16 protein-coding genes and 2 pseudogenes are annotated in these 16,360 nt (G+C 43.8%); 2 read left to right on the forward strand and 16 right to left on the reverse strand.

Annotation, left to right across the window (positions count from 1 at the left end; translation table 11 throughout):
• Window positions 1-148: 148 nt before the first annotated feature.
• Window positions 149-589, reverse strand: a complete 441-nt coding sequence (locus FCV43_RS06135) for a YcgN family cysteine cluster protein (RefSeq protein WP_017053080.1) — start codon at window positions 587-589, stop codon at window positions 149-151.
• A gap of 147 nt (window positions 590-736) precedes the next feature.
• Between FCV43_RS06135 and FCV43_RS06140 the strand changes: the two genes are divergently transcribed.
• Complete coding sequence (locus tag FCV43_RS06140) at window positions 737-985, forward strand: YkgJ family cysteine cluster protein (protein WP_084654963.1); 249 nt, start codon at window positions 737-739, stop codon at window positions 983-985.
• Between the two features lie 29 nt (window positions 986-1,014).
• Here FCV43_RS06140 and recR read toward each other — a convergent pair whose 3' ends face one another.
• From recR to FCV43_RS06175, 7 genes are all read right to left on the reverse strand, one after another.
• Complete coding sequence (gene recR / locus FCV43_RS06145) at window positions 1,015-1,614, reverse strand: recombination mediator RecR (RefSeq protein ID WP_029203426.1); 600 nt, start codon at window positions 1,612-1,614, stop codon at window positions 1,015-1,017.
• A gap of 17 nt (window positions 1,615-1,631) precedes the next feature.
• Window positions 1,632-1,961 carry a YbaB/EbfC family nucleoid-associated protein gene (locus FCV43_RS06150; protein WP_113799868.1) on the reverse strand — a complete coding sequence of 110 codons (330 nt, stop codon included), beginning with the start codon at window positions 1,959-1,961 and terminating at the stop codon, window positions 1,632-1,634.
• A gap of 76 nt (window positions 1,962-2,037) precedes the next feature.
• Window positions 2,038-4,320, reverse strand: coding sequence for a DNA polymerase III subunit gamma/tau (gene dnaX / locus FCV43_RS06155; RefSeq protein ID WP_136994339.1), 2,283 nt, complete (start codon window positions 4,318-4,320; stop codon window positions 2,038-2,040).
• Window positions 4,321-4,377: 57 nt separating this feature from the next.
• On the reverse strand, window positions 4,378-4,923 hold the full coding sequence (gene apt, locus FCV43_RS06160) for an adenine phosphoribosyltransferase (RefSeq protein WP_017053076.1): 546 nt from the start codon (window positions 4,921-4,923) through the stop codon (window positions 4,378-4,380).
• 164 nt (window positions 4,924-5,087) lie between these two features.
• The gene (locus FCV43_RS06165; RefSeq protein ID WP_017053075.1) at window positions 5,088-5,453 is read right to left on the reverse strand and encodes a YbaN family protein; all 366 of its coding nucleotides are present in this window, start codon (window positions 5,451-5,453) and stop codon (window positions 5,088-5,090) included.
• 75 nt (window positions 5,454-5,528) lie between these two features.
• On the reverse strand, window positions 5,529-5,690 hold the full coding sequence (locus FCV43_RS06170; RefSeq protein ID WP_170961611.1) for a hypothetical protein: 162 nt from the start codon (window positions 5,688-5,690) through the stop codon (window positions 5,529-5,531).
• Between the two features lie 153 nt (window positions 5,691-5,843).
• Window positions 5,844-6,947 (reverse strand): response regulator, encoded by a 1,104-nt coding sequence (locus tag FCV43_RS06175; protein ID WP_029203424.1) that lies wholly within the window; start codon window positions 6,945-6,947, stop codon window positions 5,844-5,846.
• Window positions 6,948-7,190: 243 nt separating this feature from the next.
• Here FCV43_RS06175 and FCV43_RS06180 point away from each other — a divergent pair, with 243 nt between their 5' ends.
• Entirely contained in the window at window positions 7,191-8,066 is an 876-nt protein-coding gene (locus FCV43_RS06180) for a LysR family transcriptional regulator (RefSeq protein WP_017053073.1), read from the forward strand.
• A 107-nt stretch (window positions 8,067-8,173) separates the two neighbouring features.
• Here FCV43_RS06180 and purF read toward each other — a convergent pair whose 3' ends face one another.
• The 8 genes and pseudogenes from purF to FCV43_RS06220 form a co-directional block, all read right to left on the reverse strand.
• A complete protein-coding gene (gene purF / locus FCV43_RS06185) occupies window positions 8,174-9,688 on the reverse strand; it encodes an amidophosphoribosyltransferase (RefSeq protein WP_136994341.1) in 1,515 nt (504 codons plus the stop codon).
• 34 nt (window positions 9,689-9,722) lie between these two features.
• Window positions 9,723-10,214, reverse strand: a complete 492-nt coding sequence (locus FCV43_RS06190; protein ID WP_017053071.1) for a CvpA family protein — start codon at window positions 10,212-10,214, stop codon at window positions 9,723-9,725.
• A 60-nt stretch (window positions 10,215-10,274) separates the two neighbouring features.
• Window positions 10,275-10,556: pseudogene (locus FCV43_RS20825) on the reverse strand (SPOR domain-containing protein); the annotation flags it as partial.
• A 68-nt stretch (window positions 10,557-10,624) separates the two neighbouring features.
• Window positions 10,625-10,850: pseudogene (locus tag FCV43_RS20830) on the reverse strand (cell division protein DedD); the annotation flags it as partial.
• A complete protein-coding gene (folC, locus tag FCV43_RS06200; protein ID WP_136994343.1) occupies window positions 10,851-12,113 on the reverse strand; it encodes a bifunctional tetrahydrofolate synthase/dihydrofolate synthase in 1,263 nt (420 codons plus the stop codon). It abuts the pseudogene before it with no gap.
• A 44-nt stretch (window positions 12,114-12,157) separates the two neighbouring features.
• Window positions 12,158-13,084 carry an acetyl-CoA carboxylase, carboxyltransferase subunit beta gene (gene accD, locus FCV43_RS06205; protein WP_017053068.1) on the reverse strand — a complete coding sequence of 309 codons (927 nt, stop codon included), beginning with the start codon at window positions 13,082-13,084 and terminating at the stop codon, window positions 12,158-12,160.
• A 175-nt stretch (window positions 13,085-13,259) separates the two neighbouring features.
• A complete protein-coding gene (gene truA, locus FCV43_RS06215) occupies window positions 13,260-14,054 on the reverse strand; it encodes a tRNA pseudouridine(38-40) synthase TruA (RefSeq protein WP_017053067.1) in 795 nt (264 codons plus the stop codon).
• A 149-nt stretch (window positions 14,055-14,203) separates the two neighbouring features.
• On the reverse strand, window positions 14,204-16,360 hold a 2,157-nt coding region (locus tag FCV43_RS06220), incomplete at its 5' end, for a FimV/HubP family polar landmark protein (RefSeq protein ID WP_276607064.1).

Raw genomic sequence — 16,360 nt, forward strand, 5'->3', positions numbered from 1 at the left:
GGTGAATATTCGTTAGAGTTTAGTGAATAGTATTTGGGTGGACGAGAACTGGCATGAATCGAAAAAATAAAGCCAGTGGAATTATCCGCTGGCTTTATTTTAGAAATTTGGCTATCTATTGGGCTACGATATATCTTAGTGCATGTCTTTAGTTACGATTTGGGTGATTCAAAATGTGGTCCTCCCAATCAACCACATCAATTTCGTATACTACTTTATTTCGTACACTTTCACCCTCTGCGTGCATTGCAGATTTTGAACCTGTGATCAGTGGATGCCATGCAGGTAAAGGTTTTCCTTCCGCTAGCACTCGGTAAGAACAGGTTTCAGGCAACCAGTTAAACTCGTCAACTTTATCGCGAGTTAGCTTCAAGCACTCTTCACCAGATTCAAATCGGTTTGGGTAATCTTTACATGAACAGGTTTTGCTATTGAGTAAGCTGCACGCAACGTTGGTGTAGTAAACATCATCGCTATCTTCATCCATTAATTTATGCAAGCAACACTTCCCACAACCGTCACAAAGAGATTCCCACTCTTGTTCAGTCATTTGTCCTAGGGTTTTCTCTTGCCAGAATGGAGTGCTCATCAGTCTACTTCTTTACTTATTACGTGGGAGGCGATTTATACCGCCATGACACACAAAGTGCAAGGATAAAAAGTTATCCTCCTTGCTGTGCGCATGGATAATTTCTGCTACTATCGCGCCCCTTAATCATTTCAACTGGTACTTATTATGGATTGCAGACTCGGATGTGGCGCTTGTTGTATCGCCCCTAGCATATCTTCTTCTATACCAGGGATGGAAAAAGGAAAGCCGGCAGGAGTTCGTTGTATTCAACTTAACGATGACAACTTGTGCAAACTCTTTGGTAAGCCGGAACGACCAAAGGTGTGTCACGCTTTTAAAGCTTGTCCGGATGTTTGCGGGAAAACCAATCAACAAGCGCTAGACAACATCACGGAACTCGAACGAATCACCTAAAAAAATGCCGCTCTCGTTGAGCGGCATTTTTAGATTCGTTGTCGACCCAGTAGCGAATGAGACAATGTTGTGCCATCCACCAATTCTAACTCACCACCGACAGGAACACCGTGAGCGATTCGACTTGCGCCAACTTCATGGGCATGGCAAAGCTCAGCAATGTAGTGAGCCGTCGCTTCCCCTTCAACCGTTGGGTTGGTTGCTAAGATAACTTCTGAGATATCTCCACGACGTAAGCGATAATCCAGCGTATCTAAACCAATATCGCTCGGACCAATCCCATCTAATGGAGATAGGTGCCCCATTAAAACAAAAAATCGGCCTGAGAACTGGCCTGTCGCTTCAATGGCTGCGATATCAGCAGGGCTTTCCACCACACATAACTGTCCATTTTCTTGACGCTTTGGATTCGTACAGATATGGCATGTTTCTTCTTCTGTAAAAGTTCGACACTCATTGCAATGCCCTATTTCAGTCATTGCTTGAGAAAGTGCATCCGCGAGTTGCAGACCACCTTTTCTGTCTCGCTGTAACAAATGAAAGGCCATACGTTGTGCCGACTTGGGACCAACCCCAGGTAGACAGCGTAAGGCCTCCATCAAATGCTCCAGCATATGGCTAGTACGCATTATTTATATCGTTACTCTTAGAATGGCATCTTCATGCCTGGTGGTAATTGCATACCGCCAGTTACTGAGCCCATTTTTTCTTTTTGAGTCTCTTCAACGCGACGAGCAGCATCGTTAAATGCAGCAGCAATAAGATCTTCAAGCATCTCTTTGTCGTCTTCCATCAAGCTTTCGTCGATTTCAACACGGCGAACGCTGTGGCTACCAGTGATAGTAACTTTAACTAGACCAGCACCTGACTCGCCTGTTATTTCCATATTTGCAATTTCTTCTTGAAGCTTTTGCATGCGATCTTGCATTTGCTGGGCTTGCTTCATTAGGTTGCCCATACCGCCTTTACCAAACATGTTAATCTCTCTGGTTTATTGAGTTATGTTCAAATAGATGGGGTTGAATCATCGACTATTCAACCCGCATTCTGCGTTAAATTGGTCGAACACTATCGCGATCAAGCTCTGCCGCAAAGCGTTTTTCAATAAATTGTACGACTGAATCACTTTCTAAGCTGACAAATGCTTGTTGAAGCTTCGCTTGATAGAGTTTTTCGCGTAGTTCCAAAGGTGTTTCACCTTCGTCACTGATCGTCACCGTTAGATGACACTCTTCAGCGTACGCAGTGTTCAGTGCTTGTAGTAGTTCACTCTGTGCACGATCGGTATTCAAGTGGGCTTGTGTCGCCCTTAAGTGAAGTTCAATCGACGAATCTGTTTTCTTAAATGACGAATTCAATGCGAGCTGCTCAACCAATTTAGGAATATTTAACCCTTGAATGGTTGCAGACCAAGCATCTTCCCCCACAGATTCTTGCAGTAATTTTTCCACCATTTCTGGGGTTTTAATATGCTCTAATGCATTTTTTATCTGAGTCGGTGTAAGTTCTTTTTTCTCTTCAGCCACAACAGGTTTAGATGGACGCCAGCGATATGCTTCATCATCTGGTTTTTTATCTGTTTGCGGCGCATGAGTTTGAGAAAGTGGCGACACCAACTCAGAATTACCGTGCTTTTGCGCTACACGGTCTAATACTGACGTTTTTGCTGATGCCGCTTTAGCCTTTTTTACTGGAGAACCAGACGTTGGCTTGTCGCCGCTTTGATTGCGACGCTGAGAGCGTAACTGATGACGAAGGCTACTCACAGGGGACGCAGGCGTATTGCTCGCGGGCGCTTGAACAGGTCGTTCAGCCGGTCTCGTTACAGGCGACTCTTGTGCTGTACCTGAGTTCGCATAGGATTCATTCGCATGCTTGCCATCAGAATACGAGCTATCAGGGTACGGACTGTTTCCATATTCTGGTGGTACGTTCCCATGATGGTAGTCGCTCGGAGGAACATCATCATACTGCGGAACCATCTGATCATAATGCGGATCAGAGACTGGGGCTTGCGAAGCTTGATTGTACTGAGCTTGCGATTGCGGCGTTGGCGCAGCCTGTCGTGGACTCGATGGTGTCGGAGTAACTGGAGCAGACTGATCTTGACCAACTGGCTGAGACGGTACTCTTTGAGAAGTACTCGGCTGAGGCTCCGGTTTGCTGCGTTGCTCTTGCTGACTTGGAGCAGTTACTGGTGCAGAAGCTGCGGTATTATCGCTGTTCGTAATAGCACTTGCTTCGACGCTTTGTGCGGGGCGAAATGCCATCATACGTAAGACAATCATCTCTAACCCAACACGTTCAGTTGGAGAGAGAGGTAAATCTTCACGACCTTTAAGTGCAATCTGATAATAGAGCTGTACGTCTTGCGGCGTTAAGCTTTTAGCCAACAACTCAATTTTAGCCGCATCAGGTTGGCTTTGATCCAGTGTTGATGGTAAAGCTTGGTACATAGCAACACGGTGCAACTGAGTAGACAACTGGCGCAGTAAGCCATCCCACTCAACACCATTTTCCGCAAGCGTTTGGATACTATCCATTGCCACTTGAGCTTGCTTGCTGCTAATCGCCTCTAACAGTCGGATCGCCTGATCGGTATCAAGCGTACCTAACATATGAGCAACCGTATCAGTGATAATACTGCCATTACCCAAAGCAATCGCTTGATCAGTCAAGCTCAACGCATCACGCATACTGCCGTCAGCAGCGTGCGAGATCATGCCTAGAGCACGAGCATCTGCTGTGACTTGCTCTTGTTCTAAAATTCGGTCTAACTGCTGGTGAATATTATCAACGCTGATTGGCTTCAAATGGAATTGAAGACAACGAGATAAAATCGTCACCGGCAGTTTTTGCGGATCTGTGGTCGCAAGAAGGAATTTCACATATTCTGGCGGCTCTTCTAACGTCTTTAAAAGCGCGTTAAAACTGTGCCTTGAGAGCATGTGAACTTCATCGATCAGGTAAACCTTAAATCGACCACGAGCCGGTTTATACTGAACGTTGTCGAGTAGTTCTCGAGTATCTTCAACCTTAGTACGAGACGCTGCATCAATCTCTAATAAATCAACAAATCGCCCTTCATCAATTTCACGGCATGTAGAACATTCACCACAAGGTTCGGAAGTAATTCCCGTTTCACAGTTTAGCCCCTTAGCAAAGAGGCGACCGATGGAGGTTTTTCCCACACCTCGAGTGCCACTGAACAGGTAAGCATGGTGCAACCTATTCTGGCTAAGTGCGTTCTCCAATGCTGTAAGAACATGGGCTTGACCAACCACTTCATTAAATTTGGTTGGACGCCATTTTCGCGCTAAGGCAAGATAACTCATTAACTAATTTCCAACGAATTTGTATATAACAACGTTTTCATTCTTACGATTGGCAGATTAATGCCCTTCAAATTCGCAAATGCTGTATACGTTCAGGTCTAAACCTTGAAGGCGCTTCTCACCACCAATTTCTGGCAAGTTGATAACAAAAGCAGCATGCTCCACTACACCACCTAATTGGCGGATAAGCTTAGTTGTCGCTTCAATAGTGCCACCAGTCGCCAGCAGGTCATCAACAACAAGAACTTTATCACCTTCCACAATCGCATCTGTGTGAATTTCTAGTGTATCAACACCATACTCTAGCTCATAAGTTTGCGCGATAGTGTTGCGAGGCAGTTTTCCAGGTTTACGAACTGGGACAAAACCAACCCCTAATTCTAAAGCAAGAGGAGCACCAAATAGGAACCCACGAGCTTCCGTTCCTACCACTTTGGTAAAGCCCATGCCTTGGTATTTTTCTACCAGCAATTGAATTGTTGCGCGGTATGCCGCTGGGTCTTCCATCAAGCTTGTTACATCACGGAATAAAATGCCCGCTTTTGGGTAATCTTGGATGCTTTTGATGCTTGATTTGATCAGAGAAATTGTTTCTGTAGTCATAATAATAAATTTACTTAGATTGGCTCATTACATCCTAAATATTATTTTTTTATCGCAAGGGGTAAAGAACGGTTAGTTCTCAACAGTTATCAATAAGGCTGAATATTCATAATGCTGAAAAAACAAACGCCCACTTCGAAAAGCAGGCACATTTCTACGTAATGCTAGTGATTTTCTTGCCGGTTAGCAACTGGCTCGTGCACTGGGATACGAACAAACCAAGTGATCAGCACCACAAGCATAGCAATCAGGGTAAATTTCACCCAAAGAATCGGGGCAATGAAGATAGAAAAAGAGAAACTCAACAGAATGAGAACCAAACCGCGCATTTTAACTTTGCTCGTAACAGCGCCGTTTCTTTGCCAGTTTTCTAGAATGGGGCCAAGCGTTTTTTGAGTATGCAACCAGTGATGGAACCGAGGACTACTGCGGACAAAGCAAGCACTAGAAAGCAATAAAAAGGGTGTGGTAGGTAAGAGTGGCAGCACGATCCCCACGATACCCAGTAGAAGACTAAGGCCACCAATCACATTCAATCCTAAATGCCGAATACTGATGATGACCTCCTATCTGCTCAACATGAGCTTAAATTGACGTAGTATCGCTTAAAAAACAGCGTAACCATTGAATATACGAATCCACGTCAGTGTTGCAGGTAGTGTCGGAATTAGCAATGCTGCCACTAACCCCAAAAAATAAAAAATATTATACGGTTCGTTAAATGTTTCGTTGTCTGCCATGAGCTCTTCCAGATGTAGATGTTTCACTTTTCCACCCAATGCCGTTAACCAAAAGTTAATGGGTTGAGTGTTAATTGTTTTAGGTGGCAGACTATACCTGAAAGCAATTAACAGAAAAACCGATGCTATGTAAGGTTATTACTATGTAATCTTGCTATTTATGTATCTTGCTGTGAAAGACTATTGGCTAGAGCCTTGATGAATATCCAAACTAAAGCTGCTTGCCCCCAACTTACTCAATGAGAGCTGGCAGCCAGACTGAATCGGTAAATCCATCGTGATGAAATTTTTAACGCAATTTTCCCCTAACCGAACTCCCGCGGGAAGGTGCTGACTTACATATCCATTAGACCACTGCCCATCTAAACCCGCAGGTAAGATAGACAACGTACCTTGCGATAAATCAGCGACACCAAATAACGCCTCAACTGGCGCAGCACACTCTGAACAAGCGAGCCCTTTCTCCAGAATTTCCGCCATATCTTTGAGATCGGCATTAAAGCACTTCAAATTACGTAAGTAATCATCAAAAAGTGCACGAACTAGTAAAGTCGTGGCAACCCCACCCTCCTCTATTGAAGAGGAATCGACGAGATAAAAAGCAAACTGTCCGTTGATCAACCAAGCATAATCAAAAACCAACGGCATGTTATCGATTGACTGTAATAATCGATAACTGCACTTCCAGCTGCCTTGAGATGTATCTTTGTCGGGTAACAACGCATGAAGCAAGCTACGAGCCGAGGATGGATTATTCTCTAAATACTCTAAATGCCAATGCAATTCTTGATCCGCTGGTATGTCACCACCATCATCCACGCGAAACCATTGGCTGGCAAAATCGCGCTGATCGGCGAGGTGGTTAAACGTATCCTCTAAGGTATTTTCAATTGCAGAGGTTAGATGCTCATGGTTATCGATGGGTTTGGGTAAAAAATCTTTAATCCCGAAACGCAATGCTTTGGCAACATCTGACATCTCTTCTGTTGCAGAAACAACAATCAATGGAAGCGATGGATACTCTAAACTGACCTCTTCTACAAATTCGATGCCATCTAATATTGGCATTGAGAGATCACACAGGATCAGATCAGGTTCTGAATGTCTTAACTTCTGTAAGCCATCTAAACCATTCTCTGCTTCAATAATTTTGTAGCCCTGAACTTCTAAATACGCTGTTGTGATACGTCGAAAGATTGGGTCATCATCGACCAACATGATCAGTTTTGGGTTGATCGCTTCTTGTGCCGAGGTCATTATGGATCGACTGTGAGTTTTATACATAAGCTTGCGCCTCACAATGCTTAGTCAATTAATCATTGTATTTTTTATTATTGTTGTTCAAATACACACTAATATAAAAAGTAGCCTCGAAATGCCATTTATACAAATGCGCCACTCGTTATTAGTGATGCATACTATATATATGGATTATTGTAAATGACGCAACATGTTGATGTGACGCAAACATTGATCACGGATTTGCGTTTAAATTAACTGGATTCGTAACAAAGTGTGTCTGAAAGTATGAAATTAGACGATTTAAACCTATTTCGACTCGTTGTCGAAAATGGAAGCTATACTGCAACATCGCGTAAAACCATGATTCCTGTTGCAACAATTACCCGACGTATCCAAGCTCTAGAGGATTCTTTAAACTTAAGGCTTTTAAATCGTCACGCTCGCAAACTCTCATTAACCGAGGCTGGCGAACGTTTTTTCAATGAATGCTCTCCTCTATTGCAGAGTTTAGCCTCAACCACTGAAGAGCTAACGGACGAATGTCGTGGTGCCTCTGGTAAAATTAAAATATCGGCACCATCAAACTTAACAAAGCGCATGATGATGCCAATGTTTTGTGAGTTCATGAAAAAGTATCCTGATATTAATCTGGAGCTCACTATGAGCAATCAAGCCGATCAGCTCGACCCAACAGAGTGGGATGTTATTTTCCGCGTCGGTCCACAAAGAGATTCGAGCCTGATCGCAAGAAAACTGAGTGAAGTAAAAGATATTTTAGTAGCGAGTCCTGACTATTTGGCAGCCCACCCGGCTCCTACGCATGCTGAAGAGCTAACACAACATTCATTGTTGAAAGGTCGCCCATTAATCAAATGGCAACTGACAAACTCGAACGGTGAAACCATTGTTAACTGTGAGAAAGGTCGATTCCAAGCCAATGCACTGAATGTGATTCGTCATGCTTGTTCTGATGGGCTTGGGATTACGCTGATGCCAGATGTCATGATCAGAGAGTACATTGAAGACGGCAGCCTTGTTCAGATCCTTGAGGAGTGGAGTGCAAACTCGCGTGATATCTACATGCTTTACAATCACAAAGATCACCTACCAGAAAAAGTGCGTCTGTTTATCGACTTTATGATTGCCTACAGCCTTCATTAAACGTTGGTTTCCGCGACAATAAAAAACCCAGAGCCTGTTGACTCTGGGTTTTCTTTTTCAACTAGATAACTGAAATTCTTGAAGAACGAATGTTAAACATCAAGAGTTTAGGCTCCTTCATTATGCAGTTCTAAATTGGCTAAATCTTGCTGCATTTCTCGTGCAGTTTTCGAGTCATCATTGCGCAGCGATTCTAGAAAATCTAGGTAGTTTTGATCGATATCACCCGTCACGTATTCACCATTAAATACCGACGCATCAAAACGCGCAATATCTTGATTACTAAGACCGACGGCATCCACTAAGTCTTCAAGTTTTTGATAGATTAACGCATCTGCACCAATATGGTTGCAAATAGTTTGGTTATCACGACCATGAGCAATTAACTCACTTGCACTTGGCATATCAATACCATATACATTCGGGAATCGAACTTCTGGCGCAGCCGACACCATGAAGACTTTCTTCGCCCCTGAGTCTCGAGCCATCTCAATAATTTGCTCAGATGTTGTTCCACGAACAATCGAGTCATCGACTAGAAGCACATTTTTGTCTTTAAATTCAGAGCGAATCGCATTCAGTTTACGGCGAACGGAGTTCTTACGTTGCTGCTGCCCCGGCATGATAAAAGTACGCCCAACATAGCGGTTTTTAACAAACCCCTGGCGATATGGTGTATCAATCGCTTGAGCTATTTGCAAAGCGATATCGCATGATGTTTCTGGAATTGGGATAACAACATCAATGTCTAGATGTGAAAATTCATCTTTAATGCGCTCACCTAGCTTTTTTCCCATCTCTACGCGTGCGCTATATACTGATATTTTATCAATAAACGAATCTGGGCGTGCGAAGTAAACGAATTCAAAAATGCAAGGATTCAACTGAGGGTTGTCGGCACATTGCTTAGTAAAGAGTTGACCATCAAACGCAACGTAAATCGCTTCGCCCGGCGCAACATCACGGACAAAATCAAAACCAACCGCATCCAGCGCAACTGACTCTGAAGCCACCATGTATTCAAATTGCCCATTCACTTCGCGCTTGCCTAAACACAAAGGACGGATACCATGAGGGTCACGAAACGCCACCATGCCGTGTCCGATGATCATTGCTGTAACCGCGTAAGCGCCACGAATGGTTCGATGGACATTCGCGACAGCCCGAAATACATCTTCAGACGTCACGTTCCCTTTAACAGTATCAATCTCATGAGCAAGAACGTTGAGTAACACTTCTGAGTCTGAAGTGGTGTTAACGTGGCGGCGGTCTTTTTCAAAGAGTTTTTCACGCACGTCATTCACGTTAGTCAAATTACCGTTATGAGCTAAGGTGATACCAAATGGGGAGTTAACATAAAATGGCTGCGCTTCAGAAGCACTTGAACTACCTGCTGTTGGGTAACGAACATGGCCGATACCAACGTTGCCCTGTAGACGTTGCATGTGTTTTGCTTCAAAGACATCTTTCACTAAACCATTTGCTTTACGCAGACGGAAACGATTGCTTTCTATGGTAACAATACCAGCGGCATCTTGGCCACGGTGCTGTAAAACCGTTAGCGCGTCATAGATAGACTGGTTTACAGGTGATGTACCCACGATTCCAACAATCCCACACATGTCCTAATCCTCAATTTGGCGACAGTTACTGGCGCTAAACTGCGCCAGATAAGAAACTTGATGTTGCTTGTAAATGTTCGAAGAACGGTGCAATGATTCGACTAAATTCAGGAACCAATTGCGAGTTCTTCCACCACTCAGAACTTGGGAAGGCGGTGAATGTATCCATAAAAAACAGCAGTGCTGACACAATTAGAATTCCACGTAAGCCGCCGAAAACGACACCAAGAACTCTATCTGTACCCGATAACCCTGTTTTTTGCACTAGCTGACCGATAACATAGTTAACTAGAGCCCCAACTACGAGCGTTGCAACAAATAGTGCTGCGATTGCGGCTCCGTTGCGGAACATATCATCTGCAATATTGGTAAAATACACCGCAAGTTTTGCGTAGTATTGGCTGGCAATAAAAAATGCACCACACCAAATCACCAATGACAATGCTTCCTTTGCAAAGCCGCGAACTAAACTGATCAGAGCTGAAAATCCGACCACACCTAAAATGACAAAATCTAACCAATTCATGAATTCTACATCTCAGTTGGCGCGCATTTTAACAGAAAAAAACGCGACGCAAACGTTTTCTTATGGGTTTAGTGGTTTAAATTTGAGCAATTGACCTTTAGAACCAGTTATTTTTTCCAATTCTTTAACTTGTCGCTCAAGTTTCGTTTTTGATACATCAGGGCCAATAATAATACGAGTAAATGAATTTTCTTTCTTCGTATGAGCTTGGTAACCTCGTTTCTTTAGATCCTTCACTAAGTTTTTAGCATTATCTGCACTCTTTAATGCCATCAGTTGAATGATCCACGCACTGTCTTGATAATCGTTCTTTTCAGGTACGACTTTCGCAACCGTTTTTACCTGATCCTTAGATGCAGATGTCGTCGAAGGCTTCGAGCTATTTACATCCGAGCGATCCACATTCGAATCAAGCACAACTTCTACAGGTGAATCTGGCAGAACCGATTCATCTTCAATGGGATCCAGCAACTCGAAAGTTTCTACGTCACTATCAAGCTCTGGTTTAATTGGGATGCTGGCAAATTCTTCTTTGTAATGCAGTTTTTGACCATCTAAAACATCGGGTAAAACAATCACACCCATCGCAACCAGTATGATCGTTCCAACTAAGCGGCTTTGAAATTTACTTGCCATCTAGATTCCTTTTTTTTGCCAGTAATCGAGTACTTCACCTACGGTATGAAATGAACCGACTACAAGGATAAGTTCTTTATCTTTCGCGGTAGCCAACGCAGCGTTAAAAGCATCAACAGGCGTAAGGTACTGCTCTACATCACTTTCAAGGGACTGACACAATTCCGAGGCCAGAGCCGCTCTAGGCCCAGAAAGAGACGCAGGATACCAATAGTTGGCTATAGGTTTTAGTGCCTCAAGTGTCGCCGCGACATCTTTATCATGCAGCATCGCAACGACAACATGGATCGAATGTTCTGAATAGTGCGCCTGCATCTGCTTAACTAAATATTCAGCAGAATGGGGGTTATGAGCGACATCAAGAATGATCTTCGGAGCCTCGGAAAGCGTCTGCATTCGACCAGGCAGTGATGCAGCTTTAAGCCCATTAACAATATTCACGTCGCTAACATCAAGTTCAGCGCAACCCAATGCCATTATCGCTGTGGCGGCGTTAGGTAAAGGCAACTGAGGAATAGGTAAAGCCTCTAATGTAAACGACCCACTTTTCCATACCCAAGTATCACCTGTCAGCGAGTAATCAAATTGAATACCGACTTGATGAAACTCTGCATTAATATCATCGGCATGAGCGGCAACAGTTGCAGGAGGCTTAGGTTGCCCACAAATAGCAGGTTTGTTAGAACGGAAAATTCCCGCTTTTTCAAAACCTATCACGTTAATGTCATCACCAAGCCAGTCAACATGATCAACCGCTAAACTGGTAATAACAGAAACATCATGGTCAACAACGTTTGTCGCGTCTAAACGACCACCTAAACCAACTTCCAGCAACACAATATCGACCTGTTCCGTTTGAAACAGTCTCAGAGCTGCCAAGGTGCCATATTCGAAAAAGCTTAAACTGATTTCACCACGCTGTTGCTCAATATAAGAAAAAGCCTGTGCATGTTTTTCATCAGGTAGATCTTGACCATTAACACGTACGCGTTCGTTATAACGGATCAGATGGGGAGAGCTATAAACGCCAACAGAATAGCCTGCATCAAGCAAGATGGCTTCCATTAAGGCACAGGTAGAGCCCTTGCCATTTGTTCCAGCAACGGTGATGATTTTAGGTGCGGGTTTAGTAAGCTTGGTTTGAGCAGCAACGGCTTGTACGCGATCTAAGCCTAAGTCGATAGCACTCGTGTGGATGTTTGATAAATAATCAAGCCACATCGATAGAGGTGATGTGGCTTGTGGGGTTGGGTTTTGACTCATCTAACTAATAACCATCAATTAATATTGGTTTGTTAGCGACTACTTTACCCTTTTTCAGAAGCTTCTGGTACTTCATAAGTCGTTTCATTTGGTGAATCGTTCACAGAAACTACTAATGGAGAGCTATGATTCGTCATTTTCGCAACTAAACTGCCGACACGCTGACGCATTTCACGGCGGTCAACGATCATATCGATAGCACCATGATCAAGCAAAAACTCACTACGCTGGAAACCTTCAGGTAAGTCTTCGCGTACGGTTTGTTCAATAACACGACGACCAGCAAAACCAATTAACGCTTTAGGCTCACCGATATTGATGTCGCCTAGCATAGCTAAACTCGCTGAAACACCACCCATTGTTGGGTCTGTCATCACAGATACAAACGGTAATCCTTTTGAAGACAATCGCTCAAGAGCCGCGCTGGTTTTTGCCATTTGCATTAATGACATCAGTGCTTCTTGCATACGAGCACCGCCACTTGCAGAGAAACAAACGAGACCACAATTACTTGCGATAGCCGCATCAACAGCCGCGACAAAACGAGCACCGACTACAGAGCCCATTGAACCGCCCATGAATGAGAATTCAAAAGCACAAGCTACCAATGGCATGCCTAGCAACTCACCTTGCATAACAACAAGCGCGTCTTTTTCACCGCTATTCTTCTGTGCAATTGAGATTCGCTCTTTGTAACGCTTAGAGTCTTTAAATTTCAGTTTATCTTGTGGTTCGAACTCCGTCGCGAGCTCAACACGATTATTCTCATCTAAAAACGTTTCTAAGCGACGACGAGCCTTCATGCGCATGTGATGATCACATTTAGGACAAACTTCTAAGTTACGTTCTAGTTCTGCATGATAAAGAACCTGTTCACATGAAGTACATTTAGTCCAAACCCCTTCAGGGATAGACGCTTTACGTGAAGTAACGATGTTGCTTTTTTCTAAAATTTTTTCAAGCCAACTCATGGAAGACCTTTTCTGTCAGCTCTTTCACTTGATTGCGAAAGATGTAAATTTGGAATATATGCGTGAGGATTAAACCACAATAAATGGCAAGTGTAGATAAAAAACTGGTTGTACCTATTTTCAAATTCTATCTTACCTGCCCATTAATATTAGTTTTTGAACCTAAGTCTCACAATTAGTTCAAATTATCCGCGAGAAACAACGGTCCGATCGGCTCTCTTGGCAGCTCATATTCAGCCGGATAGTCCACATCAACCAGATATAAACCTGCTGCTTTTGCGGTCGCTCCTGCCAGCTTTCGCTCTTTTGCTTCTAATAGCCATTTGATCCATTCCGGATCTTTCTCTCCACGCCCGACTGCAATCAAACTGCCCGTAATATTGCGCACCATGTGGTGAACAAAGGCGTTTGCTTTGATATCAATAATGACGTATTTACCATGTCGTGTGACATTTAAATGCATCATATTTCGGCATGGACTTCTTGATTGGCAATGCAAAGCGCGAAATGAAGTAAAATCATTCTCGCCTAATAGATACTGCCCCGCTTCCTGCATTTTCGCCTCATCAAGCTCACCATGGTAATGGCTAACACCTGAAGACATGATTCCCGGACGATACGGGCTGTTATAGATAATATAGCGATAACGCCTTGCTGTGGCAGTAAAGCGAGCATGGAATTCATCAGGGACTTCTTTAGCCCATCGTACCGCGATATCTTTAGGCATGTTTGCATTTACGCCCATTGTCCATGCCACCATTTTGCGTGTGGAGGTCGTTTCAAAATGAACAACCTGCCCAGTACCATGTACACCAGCATCAGTACGACCTGCACAAAACACTTCAACAGGATGGTTAGCGACAATAGCCAGTGCCTTCTCTAATTTCTCTTGGACACCTATTACATCTTTCTGGCGTTGCCAACCATAGTAGTGAGTACCGTCATACTCAATACCTAAAGCAATTTTCATGTTGTGCTCTCTTTGAAAATGGGGCGAAGAGTATAATATCAATCCATTGAGATTTCTAATCTCGTTGGTGATTTCTTCTATCGTTAAAAAAGAAAAAGAGCAACAAAATTGCTGCTCTTTGAATTTACTTATTGCGGACGATTAACCCGTTATTGACGATTTAAGGTATCGATTAAATTTTTTGCTTCTCGGCGAATCGTATCATCACCGTAAACAATCGCCTCTTCCAATAACTTAATCGCACCGTTGCTATCATTCATCTCAATATAAATTTTAGCCAAATCTAGCTTGCCGGCCGCTTCACCATGGCTGTCGACATCCACATCACCATTGTCGCCGATCACATCCGGGAATTCATTTAAGCCTACATCAAGCTTTAACTCTTCTTCATCTGGATTCGGTTGTGGCTCATTCTGATCGACTTCAGCCATTAATTGGTCAATGGTCATGAACTCCGATTTTTTTGCATCAAAATCAGAAAATTCATTTTGATTGCCCCAATCCTCAGCTTGGATTTTTGGCTGCTCTAATTGCGCATCATCTTGCCAAACCTCACGCTGATCTTCTGGAACTCCGGTTAAGTTACTTGCGTTCTGATCTGGAGATAAATTGAATCCATCCCAATCTTCTCCGCCAACATCAAGCATCGCTTCAATATCTAACCCGGCACTATCTGAAGCACGGCTATCCATCGGCTGACGGAACATATCGTCCACAGAGTGCTGGACATCTTCTGATAGCAATTCCGCTAGTGCTGACTCATCAAAGTCCCCAACAATATCTTCTTCTAAGATTTCATCGGCACTTGCTGAAAACAGATCTTGTAGAGCATCTTTATCGGAATTGTCTTCGAAAGGGGCCGTATTTTGAACCGCTTCTACCTCGCCCTCCTCACTACCTAGATCTAGATCTGAATCTGAGTCTAGGTCGAAGCCAGTATCAGCTCCCACACTAGAGAATGCATCCGCAAGAGCATCTTGTTCGCTATATTCAGGAAGGTCTAACTCATCAAACTCTTGCGCTAAAGTCGCAGGTTCAGGTTCTTGAGCGATATCCGCGTCTGAACTTGGTTCTGCAAATGCATCCGCAAGGGCATCTTCTTCGCCGTATTCAGGAAGCTCTAGCTCATCGAACTCTTGCATTGAGGGTTGTGCTGGTGCTTCTGGTTCAGAATCTTCAGCAACAGATTCATTGCTTATTGGCTCATCGACAAGCTGTTCGTCTATAAGCGACTCATCTAGAAGCGACTCATCTAGAAGCGGCTCTTGAGCGATATCCGCGTCTGAACTTGGCTCTGCAAATGCATCCGCAAGGGCATCTTCTTCGCCGTATTCAGGAAGTTCTAGTTCATCGAACTCTTGTACTGATGGTTGTGCTGGTACTTCTGGCTCAAAACCTTCAGTAACAGGTTCATTGCTCGTTGCCTCGTCGACAAGCTGTTCGTCTCCAAGCGGCTCATCTAGAAGCGGCTCTTGAGCGATATCCGCGTCTGAACTTGGCTCTGCAAATGCATCCGCAAGGGCATCTTCTTCACCGTATTCAGGAAGCTCTAGCTCATCGAACTCTTGCACTGATGGTTGTACGGGTGCTTCTGGTTCAGAATCTTCAGCAACAGATTCATTGCTTATTGGCTCATCGACAAGCTGTTCGTCTAGAAGCGGCTCTTGAGCGATATCCGCATCTGAATTTGGTTCTGAAAATGCATCCGCAAGGGCATCTTCTTCGCCGTATTCAGGAAGTTCTAGTTCATCGAACTCTTGTACTGATGGTTGTACGGGTGCTTCTGGTGCTGGAGCTTCTGGTTCAGAGGCTACAATTTCTGGCCCTGAAACAACAGGTGCACTTTCCGGCTCAGCTTCGGTAACAAGTTCGTCGTCATCAGTGAGCCAATCATCATCTTGAGGCATTCCAAACTCATTTGGAATCGACTCTGGCATGTTCGGCTGTTTCACTTCTTCCGGTTTATCAGCCAAGCTTTCATCAGTTGTTGAAGGGGGAACAGACAGTTGGTCATCTTCTAAATCAATGGATGATTCACTCTCAACACCTTCATCTTCCGCCTCGATACTGTCTGAAACACCTTCAATGGTAGGTGCAAAATCAAAGTCTGATTCTGTCTCATCTTGAGTCGATTCGACATCATCAATAGCAGCAGATAACCAATCTTCTTCAGTATCGCTGCTCTCTGACGTGAAAATATCATCAATATTTTGCGCTGCAATATCTTCGAAACGAGAAACTTCACTCTGATGATCGTCATCCGATGATATTCCAGTTTCATTTTCTGGCTCTGGCTCTGGCTCTGG

Origin of the sequence: Vibrio genomosp. F6 (assembly GCF_005146325.1) — a bacterium.
In the GTDB taxonomy this organism is placed as follows: Bacteria; Pseudomonadota; Gammaproteobacteria; order Enterobacterales; family Vibrionaceae; genus Vibrio; species Vibrio cortegadensis.

Coding starts and splice junctions, on each gene's coding strand:
- FCV43_RS06135 (WP_017053080.1), bottom strand. CDS start 589: ATGAGCACTCCATTCTGGCAAGAGAAAACCCTAGGACAAATGACTGAA.
- FCV43_RS06140 (WP_084654963.1), top strand. CDS start 737: ATGGATTGCAGACTCGGATGTGGCGCTTGTTGTATCGCCCCTAGCATA.
- recR (WP_029203426.1), bottom strand. CDS start 1,614: ATGCGTACTAGCCATATGCTGGAGCATTTGATGGAGGCCTTACGCTGT.
- FCV43_RS06150 (WP_113799868.1), bottom strand. CDS start 1,961: ATGTTTGGTAAAGGCGGTATGGGCAACCTAATGAAGCAAGCCCAGCAA.
- dnaX (WP_136994339.1), bottom strand. CDS start 4,320: ATGAGTTATCTTGCCTTAGCGCGAAAATGGCGTCCAACCAAATTTAAT.
- apt (WP_017053076.1), bottom strand. CDS start 4,923: ATGACTACAGAAACAATTTCTCTGATCAAATCAAGCATCAAAAGCATC.
- FCV43_RS06175 (WP_029203424.1), bottom strand. CDS start 6,947: ATGTATAAAACTCACAGTCGATCCATAATGACCTCGGCACAAGAAGCG.
- FCV43_RS06180 (WP_017053073.1), top strand. CDS start 7,191: ATGAAATTAGACGATTTAAACCTATTTCGACTCGTTGTCGAAAATGGA.
- purF (WP_136994341.1), bottom strand. CDS start 9,688: ATGTGTGGGATTGTTGGAATCGTGGGTACATCACCTGTAAACCAGTCT.
- FCV43_RS06190 (WP_017053071.1), bottom strand. CDS start 10,214: ATGAATTGGTTAGATTTTGTCATTTTAGGTGTGGTCGGATTTTCAGCT.
- folC (WP_136994343.1), bottom strand. CDS start 12,113: ATGAGTCAAAACCCAACCCCACAAGCCACATCACCTCTATCGATGTGG.
- accD (WP_017053068.1), bottom strand. CDS start 13,084: ATGAGTTGGCTTGAAAAAATTTTAGAAAAAAGCAACATCGTTACTTCA.
- truA (WP_017053067.1), bottom strand. CDS start 14,054: ATGAAAATTGCTTTAGGTATTGAGTATGACGGTACTCACTACTATGGT.